The sequence below is a fragment of the Xanthomonas sp. 4461 genome (assembly GCF_024806475.1).
Lineage (GTDB): Bacteria > Pseudomonadota > Gammaproteobacteria > Xanthomonadales > Xanthomonadaceae > Xanthomonas > Xanthomonas arboricola_F.
This window is the reverse complement of record NZ_JANTYV010000001.1, coordinates 1,219,326-1,234,444: the sequence shown is the minus strand read 5'-3', so window position 1 is coordinate 1,234,444 and position 15,119 is coordinate 1,219,326. Positions and strand designations below refer to the sequence as shown.

The 15,119-nt window shown below is 65.9% G+C and carries 9 protein-coding genes and 1 pseudogene; 9 read left to right on the top strand and 1 reads right to left on the bottom strand.

Translation table 11 applies throughout. From position 1 onward, the window contains the following. The first annotated feature begins 156 nt into the window (after positions 1–156). The 8 genes from FHY19_RS05290 (at position 157) to tkt (ending at position 11,388) form a co-directional block, all read left to right on the top strand. Positions 157–1,176, top strand: coding sequence for a MoxR family ATPase (locus FHY19_RS05290; protein WP_005995826.1), 1,020 nt, complete (start codon positions 157–159; stop codon positions 1,174–1,176). A 22-nt stretch (positions 1,177–1,198) separates the two neighbouring features. Continuing rightward, positions 1,199–2,161, top strand: a complete 963-nt coding sequence (locus tag FHY19_RS05285; RefSeq protein ID WP_259164014.1) for a DUF58 domain-containing protein — start codon at positions 1,199–1,201, stop codon at positions 2,159–2,161. Between the two features lie 2 nt (positions 2,162–2,163). Then, entirely contained in the window at positions 2,164–2,625 is a 462-nt protein-coding gene (locus tag FHY19_RS05280; RefSeq protein WP_259162661.1) for a DUF4381 domain-containing protein, read from the top strand. Continuing rightward, positions 2,622–3,629: a VWA domain-containing protein gene (locus FHY19_RS05275; RefSeq protein ID WP_259162657.1), complete on the top strand. Its 1,008-nt coding sequence runs from the start codon at positions 2,622–2,624 to the stop codon at positions 3,627–3,629. Before FHY19_RS05280 ends, FHY19_RS05275 begins: the two co-directional genes overlap by 4 nt. Continuing rightward, positions 3,626–5,455 (top strand): VWA domain-containing protein, encoded by a 1,830-nt coding sequence (locus FHY19_RS05270; RefSeq protein ID WP_259162655.1) that lies wholly within the window; start codon positions 3,626–3,628, stop codon positions 5,453–5,455. Before FHY19_RS05275 ends, FHY19_RS05270 begins: the two co-directional genes overlap by 4 nt. Next, entirely contained in the window at positions 5,452–7,212 is a 1,761-nt protein-coding gene (locus tag FHY19_RS05265; protein WP_259162645.1) for a BatD family protein, read from the top strand. The genes FHY19_RS05270 and FHY19_RS05265 overlap by 4 nt, the downstream gene beginning before the upstream one ends. Positions 7,213–7,874: 662 nt before the next feature. Then, positions 7,875–9,155 carry a dicarboxylate/amino acid:cation symporter gene (locus FHY19_RS05260; RefSeq protein ID WP_259162643.1) on the top strand — a complete coding sequence of 427 codons (1,281 nt, stop codon included), beginning with the start codon at positions 7,875–7,877 and terminating at the stop codon, positions 9,153–9,155. A 232-nt stretch (positions 9,156–9,387) separates the two neighbouring features. Further along, entirely contained in the window at positions 9,388–11,388 is a 2,001-nt protein-coding gene (gene tkt / locus FHY19_RS05255; protein WP_259162641.1) for a transketolase, read from the top strand. 247 nt (positions 11,389–11,635) lie between these two features. On the opposite strand, the pseudogene FHY19_RS05250 reads toward tkt, so the two are convergent. Continuing rightward, positions 11,636–12,568 (bottom strand): annotated as a pseudogene (locus FHY19_RS05250) (alpha/beta hydrolase); the annotation flags it as partial. A gap of 291 nt (positions 12,569–12,859) precedes the next feature. Between FHY19_RS05250 and fhuE the strand changes: the two are divergent. Continuing rightward, entirely contained in the window at positions 12,860–15,043 is a 2,184-nt protein-coding gene (gene fhuE, locus FHY19_RS05245; RefSeq protein ID WP_259162634.1) for a ferric-rhodotorulic acid/ferric-coprogen receptor FhuE, read from the top strand. The last annotated feature ends 76 nt before the right edge of the window (positions 15,044–15,119 follow it).

Sequence of the window (15,119 nt, the reverse complement as noted above, 5' to 3'; positions counted from 1 at the left end):
GCAGTTGATGCAGTACATCAAAGAGGCCAGGCATGTCATGTACGTGCCTGGCCTCTCTAGCTTTGGCGGCAAAGCCAGATATGACCTTGGTCACTCACTGAACATCTTCCTGACCTGCAGTGAACCAATTGCGCTCGAATCGGTCACACTGGGTCTATGAATGCACCGCCGCTACTGCCCCCCGAAGCCGCTGCCGCGCCCGCCGAGGACCGGCTGCATCGTCAATTCACCTCCCTGCGCGAGTCGCTGGCGCAGCGCATCGTCGGTCAGTCGGCGCTGGTCGAGCGGCTGCTGATCGCCTTGCTGGCCGATGGGCATCTGCTGGTCGAAGGCGCGCCCGGGCTGGCCAAGACCACCGCGATCCGCGCGCTGGCCTCGCGACTGGAAGCCGACTTCGCGCGGGTGCAGTTCACCCCGGATCTGCTGCCAGCCGATCTGACCGGCACCGAAATCTGGCGTCCGCAGGACAGCCGATTCGAGTTCATGCCAGGACCGATCTTCCACCCCATCCTGCTGGCCGACGAAATCAACCGCGCGCCGGCCAAGGTGCAGTCCGCATTGCTGGAGGCCATGGGCGAGCGGCAAGTGACGGTGGGTCGTCATACCTATGCGCTGCCGCAGCTGTTCCTGGTGATGGCGACGCAGAACCCGATCGAGCAGGAAGGCACGTTCCCGTTGCCAGAGGCGCAGCTGGATCGTTTCCTGATGCACGTGCGTATCGGCTACCCGCAGGCCGATGCAGAGGCGGAAATCCTGCGCCTGGCACGCGAGGCGGCACGCGACACACTTGAAAAGCACGAAACCGTCCCGGACAAGATTCCGCTGGAAGATGTCTTCGCCGCACGACGCGTGGTCCTGGACGTGCATCTGGCTCCGCAGCTCGAGCGCTATCTGATCGAAATCGTACTGGCCTCGCGCGACCCGCAACGCTACGACCCGGCATTGGCACGGCGCATTGCCTGGGGTGCGAGCCCGCGCGGCTCGATTGCGCTGGAACGCTGTGCGCGTGCGCGTGCGTGGTTGGCCGGGCGCGACTATGTGACCCCGGACGACATTCGCGCCATCGCGCCGGACGTGCTGCGCCACCGCGTCTTGCCCAGCTACGAAGCCACCGCGGAAGGCTGGGATGGCGAGCGCCTGGTTGCCGCGTTGCTGGACAAGATTCCGCTGCCCTGATCGGGCAGCGGGTTGCCGAGGTCTGCCGCCCTCTCGCCCGACTCCGATGTCTTCGATGCCGTCTTCCTCCATTGCGAATCCTGCCTCGTCCGTTGCCGGCGATGGTCTGCGCCCGAGCCTTGCCGAGTTGATCGCATTGCGCGGCACTGCGCTGCATCGCGGGCAGCCCGGCCGTGGCCGGCAGGGGCTGGTGGGGCCGGTGCCGGCCGCCACCCGCGGGCGCGGGATGGAGTACGCCGAGTCGCGCGAATACGTGGCCGGCGACGACGCGCGCCATATCGACTGGCGCGTCACCGCACGTACCGGGCGCGCCCACACCAAGCTGTTTCAGGCCGAGCGCGAACGCTTGAGCCTGATCGTTGCCGATACCTCGCCTGCGCTCTTCTTCGGAACGCGGGTGCGTTACAAGTCGGTGCAGGCGGCGCGCGCCGGTGCGGTGGCGGCATGGCTGGCGCAGCGACAGGGCGACCGGATTGCCGCTTTGCGCGGTACCGCCAGCGAGGCGCCGATTGCGCCGCGGTCGGGCCAGCGCGGCGTGCTGCCGGTGCTGGACGCATTGGCGCGCTGGTATGCGCAACCTCCGCCTGGCGATGCCGGGCTGGATGTTGCGCTGGACCATGCCGCACGCCTGCTGCGTCCCGGCGCGCGGCTGACGGTTTTGGCCGATCCGCGCAGTGCCAGCAAGATTTCGGCGACGCGCTGGTCCGGTCTGGCGCTGCACCACGAGGTGGTGGTGATCGTGCTGGTCGATCCCCTGGAACTGTCGCCGCCAGCGCGCGCGCTGAGCTTCGATGTGCGCGGCGAGCGCATTGCGGTGGACCTCGCAAGTCAGGCTGCGCGCGCGCGTTGGCAGGCCGAGTTCGTCGCGCCGCTGGAACAGCTGGCCACGCTGCTGCAATCGCGCGGCGTGCGCTTGCATCGCCTGTCCACCGATGACGCCAGCGATGCGTGGCTGAGCGGCAGCACGCTCATGCGGGGCGCTTGACGATGGCACCGCAATCGCTCCCGCTGCGCGATGTCCATCTGCCGCCGTCGCCGTCGTGGTGGCCGCTGGCGCCGGGATGGTGGCTGGTGATCGCTGCGGTCGTGCTGGTGCTGGTTGGTGCGTGGTTCTGGTGGTGGCGCCGTCGTCGTCAGCAGCGCCGCTGGTTGGCTGCCTTCGATGCCGAGCTGCAGCGTGCGACAGCGCCCGCGCAGCGCCTGGCGAGCTTGTCGATGCTGTTGCGCCGCGCCGCGCGCACGGTGGATGCGCAGGCCGATCGGTTGCAGGGCGAGGCGTGGTTGCAGTTTCTGGACGGGCGCAAGAGCAAGACGCAGGCTTTTTCGCAGGGGCCAGGACGGGCATTGCTCGAAGGTGGGTTTCAACGCGCACCGGCGGTGGCCGATCTGGATGCCGTGCAGGTGTTGGCGCGGCAACGCTTCCTGCGGTTGATGCGGGGCCAGCGATGAACTGGCTGCAGTGGTCGCAATGGCAGGACGCGCTGGCGCATTGCGCGTGGCCATGGGCGTGGTGGTTGATGCCGCTGCCGCTGCTGATGTGGTTCTGGCCGCAGCGCCGTGCCGACACGGCGGCACTGCGCGTGCCGTATGCCGATCAATTGCATGCGGTTGCCCAGGCACGGCGCGTGCCCGCCTTGCGCATGCCGCGCTGGCTGGCGTGGCTGGGCTGGTTTCTGCTGTGCGCCGCGCTGGCACGTCCGCAGCAACTGGGCGAGGTGATCCAGCCGCCGCGCGAGGCGCGGCAGATGATGCTGGCAGTGGATCTGTCCGGCAGCATGAGCGAGCCGGACATGGTGCTCGGCGGCAAGGTGGTCGACCGCCTTACCGCTGCCAAGGCGGTGCTGTCGGACTTTCTGGATCGGCGCGACGGCGATCGCGTCGGCCTGCTGGTGTTCGGTCAGCGCGCCTATGCGCTGACACCGCTCACTGCCGACCTGACCTCGGTACGCGACCAGCTGGCCGACAGCGTTGTCGGGTTGGCCGGGCGCGAGACCGCCATTGGCGATGCGATCGCGTTGTCGGTCAAACGGCTGCGCGAGCAGAAGCAGGGCCAGCGCGTGGTGGTGTTGCTCACCGATGGCGTCAATACCGCCGGCGTACTCAACCCGTTGAAGGCGGCCGAATTGGCCAAGGCGGAGGGCGTGCGTGTGCACACCATCGCCTTCGGCGGCAGCGGCGGTTACTCGTTGTTCGGCGTGCCGATCCCGGCAGGCGGCAACGACGATATCGATGAAGCGGGCTTGCGCAAGATTGCCGAGCAGACCGGGGGCCGGTTCTTCCGCGCCCGCGATACCGAAGAGCTGGCCGGCATCTATGCCGAGCTGGACCGGCTGGAGCCGGTGAAGGCGGTCGGCCCGTCGGTGCAGCCACGCGTGGAGCGTTACTACTGGCCATTGGGCGCTGCCATGCTGGTTGCGTTGCTCGCCTACGTGCTGCCGCGGAGATGGCGATGAACGCGCTGCCCGAAGGACTGGCCGCGCTGCATCTGCTGCGCCCGGATTGGCTGTGGGCGCTGTTGCTGCTCGCGCCGGCCGCGCTGCTGTGGCACCTGCGTCGACGCAGTGCCAATGTGTGGCGTCACAGCGTGGACGCGCATCTGTTGCCGGGCCTGCTGGTGGCCGGTGGCCGGCGGGGATGGTTGGGCTTCGTGGCGGCTGCGCTGGCCTACACGCTGGCGGTGGTGGCGATGAGCGGGCCGAGCTGGCGGCAGACCGAGCGCCCGGTGTTTCAATCGAGCATGCCGTTGGTGGTGGTACTGGATCTGTCGTCCAGCAGCAACGCGACCGATCTGCCGCCATCGCGCCTGCTGCAGGCGCGCGCCAAACTGGCCACGCTGCTGCGCAAGCGCGCCGGTGGCGAAGTTGCCTTGCTGGCGTATGCCGGCGAAAGCTTCACGGTTGCGCCGTTGACCGAAGACGCGGCCAACTTGGCCCTGTTTCTGGATGCGTTGTCGCCGTCGGTGATGCCGGTGGACGGCAAACGTGCCGACAGGGCCATCGATGCAGCGGCCCGGCTGTTGCAGCAGGCCGGCTTCAAGCAGGGCGATATCCTGCTGGTCAGCGATGGCGCGGACGGCTCGGCGGAAAGCTCCGCACGCACCGCACGTGGGCGTGGATTCCACGTCTCCGCGCTCGGGGTAGGCAGCCCGCGTGGCGCCGCCTACCGCACCGGTAGCGGCGAGATCGCGCAGGCAAAACTGGACGAGGCAAGTCTGCGCGACCTGGCCGGGCAGGGCGGTGGGCGCTACGCGCGAATTGCGCCGGACGACGCCGACCTGCAAGCGCTGGGTGTGCTCGATCCCGCGCAGCAGCCGCTGGCCGACGAAGCCGCCGAAGCCAGTGGCGGCAAGACCTGGCTCGACGAAGGCTACTGGTTGGTGCTGCCGGTGATGCTGTTGGCGTTGCTGGCGTTCAGACGCCGCGCAGTCGTGGCGATGGTGGCACTGATGTGCGTGTTGCCGCTGGCGCAGCCTGCACAGGCGGCCGACGGCACCTTGTGGCAGCGCGCCGATCAGGTGCAGCAGCAGCGTCTGGATGCCGGCGTGCAGGCGTACCGCAAAGGCGATTTTGCCGCTGCGCAAAAAGCATTTGAAGGGGTACCGACCGACGAGGGACTGTACAACCTGGGCAATGCGCTGGCGCGACAAGGCCAGTACGACGAGGCGATTGCCGCTTACGATCGTGCGCTCAAGCAACATCCCAAGCAGGCCGATGCGATCGCCAATCGCGCGGCGGTCGATGCAGCGCGCAAGCGGCAGCAGCGCAACGACAAGGATGGCAAAGGTCAGTCCAAGAACCAGAATCAATCGGGCAAGGACAAGCCCGGTCAGGATGCGTCCGGGCAAGACCCGCAGAACGCAAAAAAACCCGGCAAGGATGGGCAGGACCAGCAAGGCGAGCAAGGCAAGCAAGACGGCAAGGACCAACCGTCCGACGCGCAGACGGCGCAGGACGGCAAGTCGCAGCAGCAACCGTCCAAGGACGGCAAGGACGAGCAAGGCAAGCAAGACACGCCACCGCAATCGGCCGATGCCAAGGCGCAGCGACAGGCCGACGACGCGCAGCGTCGCAAGATGCAGCAGGCGATGGCGCAGGCCGGCGACAAGGGCGCCGATGCGAAGGGCAAGCCGGAGGACGCCCTGGCAAGCGAGACGCCGGAGCAGCGCGAGCAACGCCAGGCGGTGGATGCGTGGTTACGGCGCGTGCCGGACGATCCGGGCAGCCTGCTGCGCACCAAATTCAGGCTGGAATACGAACGCAGACAACGGGACGGACGATGATCGGCACACACCACTTGCGCCGCGGCGCGATCGGCATGCTGGCGTGCATGATGCTGTTCGTTTGCGCGCCGGCCGGTGCGGTCACGCGCGCCTGGCTGGACCGCGACAGCGCCAATGCCGGCGATGTGGTCATGTTGAATATCGAAACCGATCAGCGCGGCGTCGATCCGGATTACACGCCGTTGCGCAACGAGTTTGCACTGGGCGCCAAGAGCGCCAGTCAGCAGATGCAGGTGACCAATGGGTCGGTCACGGTACGCGCCTTGTTCGGCGTGGTGTTGACGCCACGCAAGAGCGGCGAGTTGATCGTGCCTGCGATCCGGGTCGGCAACGAGCGTACCGAGCCCCTGCGACTGCAGGTGGTGGCCTCGGCGAACGATCCGGCGAGCAATGGCAGTCGCAGTGGCGGCACCGGCAACGCCGGTGCCAGTCGCCCAAGCGAGGCGCAGGGCAATGAAGAGGTCTTCGTCCAGACGCAGGTGGACGACCCGCAGCCTTACGTGCAGCAAAGCGTGGGCGTGGTGGTGCGGTTGTACTTCGCCACGCAGCTGGCCTCGGGCGAGCTGGACCTGGAAGCGCCCGATGGCGCATCGCTGCAACGCATCGGCGATGACGTCAGTTCGGTCAAGCTAGTCAACGGACGCCAGTACAACGTGGTGGAGCGACGCTATTTGCTGGTGCCTGAGCGCAGTGGGCGCCTGCTGTTGCCGTCCGCACGCTTCAATGGGCGCTCAGTCGGCGGCTTCTTCGACGATTATTTCGGTCGCGGCAACGGCGAGCTGAGTGCGCGCAGCGCCAGCATTGCGTTGCAGGTACGCGCGCAACCGGCCAATGCGCCGCAGCCGTGGCTGCCGTTGCGCAGCCTGCAGTTGCGCTATACGGCCACGCCGCAGCGCGCAACCGCAGGGGAGGCGACGCAGTTCGTGGTGGAGGCCAGCGCGCGTGGCGCCACCCAGGCGCAGTTCCCCGAGTTGCCCACACCGAGCGTGCCCGATGCGCAGGTGTTTGCCGAGCCGCCGCAATACGAAGAACGTTTTGTGGACGGCTCGCCGCAGTTGCGGCTGACCCGTCGCTATTCGATCGTGCCCAACCGCGCCGGCCCGTTGGTGGTGCCCGGCCTGCAGGTAGCGTGGTGGGACGTCGGTGCAGGTGCGGCCAAGACCGCCTCGGTGCCGGATCTGACCTTGGATGTGGCCGCGGGCAGTGGCGCCTTCGCCACGCCCGGGCCTGCACCCGCTGCAAGCCCGTCGAGCACTGCCGCAGCGCCTGCCCCGACCGCTGGCACGCTGAGCCTGCAGCCGCCGCCCACGCAACGGCCATGGGGCTGGATCGCTGCGGCCGTGGGCTTTGCATTGTTATGGGGCGTGACGTTGGGGTGGGCGTTGTTGCGTCGACGCACTGGCGCGCGCGGTGCTCCCAGTTCCAACGGCGGCGATACGCCCGTGCCGGGGCGGCGTGTGACCCATGGCGTGGCCGAGTTGCGCCGCGCGCTGGACAGCGGCGGCATGGACGATGTGGCCGCCGTGCTGTGCGGCATGGCGGGCGTGGCCGATATCGACAGCGTGCTTGCAGCGCTGGCAGATCCCGCTCAACGCGCCGCGGTGGCGCGCATGCAGCGCGCTCGCTGGGGCGGCGATGGCGATGTGGCAGGCGCGCGGTCTGCACTGCGCGAGGCCTTTGCCAAGGGACCACGCTGGCGGCATGCGAGCGCTGCAGAACCTGAGGTGCTGGCGCCGTTGTATCCGCCAGCGCCCTGATCGCCTGCGCGGTATCGGCAGCGGCCGAAGGGCGAGAAGCAGGGCTTCGTTGTGCATCGTTGTAGCTCTTGGATCAGCTAAGAAGGGCTATGCGATCGCCAGGCGGGTGTGGCCGGCGCTCCGGAACTCGCTTCCCGCTCATGCACGCCGGTTGTGCGCGCGCCGCCACATCGATCCGGCAACTGCTCTCCACGTTTTGCTAGCCGCGCTTGGTTCCGGATATCCGCTGTGTTGCCGAGGGCAAGGCGTCGCGGCTGCCATTTGGCTGCAAGGCCCTTGCCCGCCCACCATCGCGGGACACGCTGCAAGTACGTCCCTGTAAGCTCTTACGCGGCATCCATGCCGCGTAAGGTCCCGCGATGGTGGGCGGGCAAGGACCAGTCGAGTTGGTCGGTGCGCATGGAAGAGCAGTGCTGGATGCGGCTTGTTCGATCATCGAGCATCGGCTCTACGTGTGGTGCATGCCGCACGATAGACAGCTTTCCAGACGAGTGCCGACCGACTGTCTGGCACGGTGTCCTCGCTCGCTCCAGCGCCTGCATCACCTGATGCCGAGCCGGCCACCTACCCTCGGACGGGCGCACGGCGGCAGGCTGGGTAGGTGGCCGCATCGATGGCGTTTGTTAAGCTCCGGGGCTTGTGTCCAGATAAGGCCAGACCAGATGACTGCATCCCCCGCCGCACGCCGCCCGGGCCTGCCCCTGCATTGGAAGATGGGCATTGGCTTCGCCGTCGGTCTGCTGCTGGGTCTGGCGGTCTACTACCTGGCCGGCAGCGATGCCGATTGGGTGCGTATGGTGACCAAGTACGTCACCACCCCGTTCTCGCAGATCTTCCTCAATCTGATCTTCATGCTGATCGTGCCGCTGCTGTTTTCGGCACTGGTGATGGGCATCTCCGAAATGGGCGACATCCGCGCGCTCGGGCGGGTGGGGTGGCGCACCCTGGGCTACACCGTCGTGCTGTCCGGCGTTGCGGTGCTGCTCGGCCTGGTGCTGGTCAATGTACTCAAACCCGGTGCGGGCGTGGACCCGCAGCTGGCCAATCAGCTGATCCAGGAAAACGCCGACCGCACCCGCGAGATCATCTCCAGCTCCGGCACCCAGCCGCAGGGCATGGACATGCTGTTGTCGATCGTGCCCAGCAACGTGATCGCTGCGGCTTCCAGCAACGGTGCGATCCTGTCGCTGATGTTTTTTGCGGTGATGTTCGGCGTGGGCATGGTGCTGACCGCCGACGAAAAGGTCGCCACGCTCAGGCGCGGCATCGAAGGCATCTTCGAAATCTCGATGACCCTGATCGGGCTGGTGATCCGCCTAGCGCCATATGCGGTGGCCTGCTTCATGTTCAACCTGGCCGCGCTGTTCGGCTTCGATCTGTTGATCCGCCTGGGCGCTTACGTGGGCGTGGTGGTGCTGGCGCTGGGCCTGCACATGGTGGTCAGCTACGGGCTGGCGGTGAAGTTCGCCGGGCGCTCGCCGATCGGCTTCTTCCGGCAGACCCAGGAAGCCACGATGATGGCGTTCTCCACCGCCTCCAGTAACGCGACTTTGCCCACCGCCCTGCGCGTGGCCGATGAGATGGGCCTGCCGCCGCGGGTGTCGCGCTTCGTGCTCACCGTGGGCGCCACCGCCAACCAGAACGGCACTGCCTTGTTCGAAGGGGTGACGGTGATCTTCCTGGCGCAGTTCTTCAACGTGGACTTGAGCCTCGGCCAGCAGTTCATGGTGATGCTGGTCTGCATCCTGGGCGGCATCGGCACTGCGGGCGTGCCGTCCGGCTCGCTGCCGGTGGTGGCGCTGATCTGCGCGATGGTCGGGGTCAACCCGGTCGGCATCGGCATGATCCTGGGCGTCAATCACTTCCTGGATATGTGCCGGACGGCGCTGAACGTGACGGGTGATCTGGCACTGACGACCCTGGTCGCCAAAGGCGAGGAATAGGGAATCGAGAATGGGGAATGGGTAGAGCGGGCTGGTGCGATCGGTACGTGCAATGGGGGGCGTGCCGCATTGCGGCAGGAGTTGTGGTGCAAGGGGCGTTAGCGACTAACCTGCAACGCTGCATCCGATTCCCCATTCCCCATTCCCCGACTCGCGATCCCCGTAACGCGGTGTGTGGGAGAATAGGCGTCTCCGCTTCCAGCGGTGTTCCCCTCCGCTTCCATAGACGCCCATGACCCAGCCCACCCGCCGCCAGCTGGCCAACGCCATCCGTTTTCTCGCCGCAGATGCGGTCGAAGCCGCCAAGTCCGGCCATCCCGGCATGCCCATGGGCATGGCCGATATCGCCGAAGTGCTGTGGAACGATTATTTCCGGCACAACCCGAACAACCCGCAATGGTTCAACCGCGACCGCTTCGTGCTGTCCAACGGGCATGGCTCGATGCTGCAGTACGCGTTGCTGCACCTGTCCGGCTACGACCTGCCGATCGAGCAGCTCAAGCAGTTCCGTCAGCTGCACAGCAAGACCGCCGGCCACCCCGAGCGTAGCGAAACCCCGGGCGTCGAGACCACCACCGGCCCTCTGGGGCAGGGCTTTGCCAACGCCGTGGGCTTTGCGCTGGCCGAGAAGCTGCTGGCGCAGCGCTACAACCGGCCTGAGCTGGAAATCGTCGACCACCGCACCTGGGTGTTCATGGGCGACGGCTGCCTGATGGAAGGCATCTCGCATGAAGCTGCCTCGCTGGCCGGTACCTGGGGCCTGGGCAAGCTGGTCGCGTTCTGGGACAACAACCAGATCTCCATCGACGGCAACACCGCCGGCTGGTTCAGCGACAACACCCCGGCGCGTTTCGAGGCCTATGGCTGGCACGTGATCCGCGATGTCGACGGGCATGACGCCGACAAGATCAAGGCGGCGATTGAAGCGGCGCTGGAAAACAGCGACAAGCCGACCCTGATCTGCTGCCGCACCAAGATCGGCTTCGGTGCGCCGACCAAGGCCGGCAAGGAATCCTCGCATGGCGCGCCGCTGGGCAAGGAAGAACTCGAGGGCGCCCGCAAGGCGCTGGAATGGCCGTACGGCCCGTTCGAAATCCCCGAAGAGATCTACGCCGGCTGGCGCGCAGGCGGCACCGGCACGCTGCGTCAGGCCGAGTGGGAGCAGCTGTTCGACAAGTACGGCAAGCAGTATTCGGCAGAAGCCGCCGAACTGACCCGCCGCTCGCACGCCGAGCTGCCGGCAGACTTCATTGCCCAGGCCGATGCCTACATCGCCAAGGCGCAGGAAGACGGCCAGACCATCGCCTCGCGCAAGGCCTCGCAGCTTGCGATCGAAGCGTTCGCCCCCTTGTTGCCGGAACTGATCGGCGGTTCGGCCGACCTGGCGCATTCCAACCTGACCCTGTGGAAGGCCAGCAAGTCGGTGGCCACCGACGACCCGGATGCCAACTACGTCTACTACGGGGTGCGCGAGTTCGGCATGACCGCCATTGCCAACGGCCTGGCGCTGCATGGCGGCTTCATTCCGTTCGATGCCACCTTCCTGGTGTTCAGCGACTACGCCCGCAACGGCGTGCGCATGAGTGCGCTGAATCCGGCGCACGCCATCCACGTGTATACGCACGACTCGATCGGCCTGGGCGAGGACGGCCCGACCCATCAGCCGGTGGAACACCTGGCCTCGCTGCGCTACATCCCCAACAACGATGTGTGGCGCCCGGGCGATGCGGTGGAATCGGCGGTGAGCTGGAAGGCTGCGATCACCCGCAAGGATGGTCCGAGCTGCCTGATCTTCAGTCGCCAGAATCTGCAGCACCAGCCGCGCAGCGCCGAGCAGCTCAAGCTGATCGAACGCGGTGGCTACGTGCTGGCCGATGCCGAAGGCGGTACGCCCGACGTGATCCTGATCGCCACCGGTTCGGAAGTCGGGCTGGCGGTGGAAGCCAAGCAGACTCTGGACGCGGCCGGGCTGAAGACGCGCGTGGTGTCGATGCCGTCGACCGATGTGTTCGATCGTCAGGACGCTGCGTACCGTGAGTCGGTGCTGCCGAACGCCGTGCGTAAGCGCGTGGCGGTGGAAGCAGGCGTGACCGGCTTCTGGCGCAAGTACGTGGGCCTGGATGGCGATGTGGTCGGCATCGACACCTTCGGTGCTTCGGCGCCGGCCGATCAGTTGTATGCGTACTTCAAGATCACGGCCGAGCACGTGGTTGCGGCAGCCAAGGCGCTGTAACGCCTTGCGTGGTGCTTGAAAGAAAAAGCCGGCGAAAGCCGGCTTTTTTGTTGGATCTCGCGAGCGATGCGCGGTCCGTCATCGTTCAACGGGCCCCTTGCGTGTTTCAGTGCGCATCGTTGGCCAGCGCCGCTGCACGGATCCTGGTCAGCACCTTCAGCTGTGCGTCCATCATCGGCGGATTGGGATCGTGTCCTGTGCGTGGTAGCAGGAGGAATTCCTTGCTTGGTGCAGAAAGACCATCGAAATAGGCTTTGCTGATGTGCGCCGGAGTGACCAGATCCTGTTCGCCCTGAATCAGATAGACCGGCATGGCGAACTGCGGCCCGAGTGCGCGCAGGTCGATCTGCGGGCCCATGCCGTCGCCTGCCAGTCCGACGAACTGCAGGAAGGAATAGTCTTCCCCGGCCTCATAGGCTGCGCGGTAGTCGGGCGTGTCGTACTCCGCTGCGAAGGTGAACCAATCTTCTGGTGCCTGGTCGGTACTCAGGGCTTCGTACTTGCGCGTGATGCGCCGCAGGATTCCGAAGTTGCGTGGGTTGGTCCATGGCGGCGGGCCGATCTTCTCCAGCTTGCCGATCGCATCCGCATCGCTGGCTGCGCGGGCCAGGCTCAGCGTCTTGGCGTAGCTCGACGCCATGTCGTCCTGGTAATTGACCAGTTGCGCCGTGCCGACATAAGCGTGGAACAGGTTCGGATTCGCCTTGGCGATAGTGACGGACAGTGCCGAGCCCCACGATCCGCCCATCAGGATGAGCTTGGGTTTGCCCAGCCGCTGCGAGGCATAGCGTGCGACCTCGCTGCCGTCCTGGGTCAGCCGCTGCATGGTCAGCGGCTCGCCGTCGGCAGGCTTGCTTGCCGCATAGGTCTTGCCGGAGCCGCGTTGGTCCCACTGCACGATGGTGAAATCGCGCGTCCAGCTGCCGAACAAGCGTTGCGCAAACGGCGTGTTGGGGTTGCCCGGCCCGCCATGGACGATCAGCACCACTGGATTGCGGCAGTCCTGGCCCTCGACCGTGACCCATTGCTGGATGCCTCCAATCTGCACAAGACCTGCCTCGTGTACGGCGTTGCCGGGTACCCGGCAGGCGTCATGCAACGGTGTTTTTCCAGACTCCGCAGCACTCACTGCCGGCGCGCACAACAGCAGTAGAGCGATGGCTATCCAGCATTTTTTCATGTGATTCCCGTCGTATCGCGCGTCATTGCATCAGCCACCTGTTCAGCAGCTCCCGTTCCGAGTGTCGCGTCTATGCGAGTTCGGCCGCAATGGCTGCAGGACGCGCCTTCCTATTTGGTAGCGCTCGCTTGTATCAAGCACTGCTAAACAAATGCCGATCCGGCTATTTAAAATGTGAATCATTCCCATTAAAATGGTGCGCTGCCACGGTTGCGTGGCGCGTCCTCCCCCTTTGTTCGCCATCCGGCACTGCCGTGATGGATGTCCTCGACTGTCTGTGCCGGAGCTGTGATGAATCGTCCTACCGTAATGCGTCTTCTTCCCATTGGGCTGCGCCCGCGCGCGCTGTCGCATGCGGTGTTTGCCGCGCTGTGCACGTTGTCGGCAGGCCAGGCCATGGCTGAAACCCCGGCCGGCGAAGCCGAAGTCACCACCCTGGACCGGCTGAACGTGCAGGGCGAGCAGGTCAAGGGCTATACGGTGGAAAAGACCACGGCCGGTACGCGCATGAACCTGTCGCTGCGCGAGATTCCGCAGTCGGTCACGGTGGTCACGCGCGAGCGCATGGACGACCAGAACCTGCAGAGCATCACCGACGTGCTCAACAACGTCTCCGGCATTTCTGTCGCGCAGAGCGACAGCGAGCGGCTGGAGTTTTATGCGCGTGGTTTCTACATCGACAATTACCAGTTCGACGGCATTCCGGCGTACATGGAGCAGGCCTGGAGCTATGGCGACTCGGCGCTGGATGTGGCGCTGTACGACCGCGTGGAAGTGGTGCGCGGTGCCACCGGTCTGTTGACCGGCTCGGGCAACCCGTCGGCCTCGATCAATCTGGTGCGCAAGCATGCGGTGAGCCGCGATTTCACCGGCACCGTGTCGGTGGGCGGTGGCGACTTCAACAAGACCCGCAGCGTGGCCGATGTCACCGTGCCGCTAAGCCCTGAAGGCACCGTGCGCGCGCGCGTGGTCGGTGTGTATCAGGACGGCGAATCGGACATGGACCGCTACAACCTGCGCAAGAAGATCGGCTCGGCCATCATCGATGCCGACCTCACCGACAGCACCTTGCTGAGCGTGGGTTACGAGTACCAGAAGAAGGAATCGGACGACGTCACCTGGGGCGGCTTCCCGCTGTTCTACAGCGATGGCACCCGCACCAACTACGACCGTTCGTTCAATCCGGCGGCCGACTGGACGTTCTGGGATACGCGTCTGCAGCGCACCTTCGCCAGCCTGCAGCAGAGCTTCGACAGCGGGTGGCTGCTCAAGGCCAATGTGAGCCACGAGAAGACCGAGGCGGCCAATCACCTGTTCTACCCGTTCTACACGATCTTCGGTTTCGACCGTGCCACCGGCGGCGGTGTGGTGCCGTATTCGGGCAACTACCAGACCGAGCGCAAGGCCGATGGCGCCGATGTCTACGCGGAAGGCCCGTTCCAGTTGTTCGGCCGCGAGCATCACTTGGTGGCCGGCGCCAGCTACAACCGCCGCGAATACGTCAACAACGGCACCTTCGATTTCCCGGCGCCGCTGGACAGCTATTTCGGTTGGACCGGCGCCTACCCGGAACCCAACTGGAGCCCGCGCACCGTGCAGAGCGACGGCACCATCAAGCAGAAGGCCGCCTACGTGGCCGCGCGCTTCTCGCTGGCCGAGCCGCTGACGCTGCTGGTGGGCGCGCGCTATACCGATTGGCAGATCGATGGCCGCAACTTCGATGCGGCGCAGGGGCTTGCACCGTTCTCCGATAGCCAGACCGAAGTCACCCCGTACGCCGGTCTGGTGTACGACATCGACGATGTGTGGTCCACCTACGTCAGCTATACCGAAATCTTCAATCCGCAGACCTTGCGCGATGCCAATGGCGGCTACCTCGACCCGCTGAGCGGCAAGGGCTACGAGGCCGGCGTCAAGGCAGCCTGGTTCGACGACCAGCTCAATGCCTCGCTGGCGCTGTTCCGCATCGAGCAGGACAACCTGGGCGTGGCCACCGGCGGCTTTGTGCCGGGCAGCAGCGAGTCTGCATTCGAGGCCGCCAATGGCGTGGTCAGCGAAGGCTTCGATTTCGAGCTGTCCGGCCGTCTGGCCGCTGGCTGGAATGCGACTTTCGGTGCCTCGCACTACACCGCCCGCGATGACAGTGGCACCTCGATCAATACGCATCTGCCGCGCACCACCATCAAGCTGTTCAACAGCTACACCCCGCAGGGCGCGTGGAGCGATCTGACCGTGGGTGGCGGCGTCAACTGGCAAAACCGCTCGTACTACGTGGACCCGGTGTACGGCACCTTCCAGCAGAGTGCCTACGCCCTGGTCAGCGCCTTCGCCCGTTACCGCCTGTCGCCGCAGTTCTCGGTGCAGCTCAATGTCGACAACCTGCTCGACAAGCGCTACTACTCGCAATTCAATGGCGGCTACGGCGCGTGGGGCGCATCGCGCAACGGCATGCTGACCTTCAACTACGCGTTCTGATCGAGGGCGACGTCAGCTGGCTTGACGTTCGATCCTGCCGAAGTGACACAGGCACCTGCAAGGGTGCCTGTGTTTT

Bases quoted from the DNA above. Each gene is read 5' to 3' on its own strand.
- FHY19_RS05290 (WP_005995826.1), top strand. From the start codon at position 157: ATGAATGCACCGCCGCTACTGCCCCCCGAAGCCGCTGCCGCGCCCGCC.
- FHY19_RS05280 (WP_259162661.1), top strand. From the start codon at position 2,164: ATGGCACCGCAATCGCTCCCGCTGCGCGATGTCCATCTGCCGCCGTCG.
- FHY19_RS05275 (WP_259162657.1), top strand. From the start codon at position 2,622: ATGAACTGGCTGCAGTGGTCGCAATGGCAGGACGCGCTGGCGCATTGC.
- FHY19_RS05270 (WP_259162655.1), top strand. From the start codon at position 3,626: ATGAACGCGCTGCCCGAAGGACTGGCCGCGCTGCATCTGCTGCGCCCG.
- FHY19_RS05265 (WP_259162645.1), top strand. From the start codon at position 5,452: ATGATCGGCACACACCACTTGCGCCGCGGCGCGATCGGCATGCTGGCG.
- FHY19_RS05260 (WP_259162643.1), top strand. From the start codon at position 7,875: ATGACTGCATCCCCCGCCGCACGCCGCCCGGGCCTGCCCCTGCATTGG.
- tkt (WP_259162641.1), top strand. From the start codon at position 9,388: ATGACCCAGCCCACCCGCCGCCAGCTGGCCAACGCCATCCGTTTTCTC.
- fhuE (WP_259162634.1), top strand. From the start codon at position 12,860: ATGAATCGTCCTACCGTAATGCGTCTTCTTCCCATTGGGCTGCGCCCG.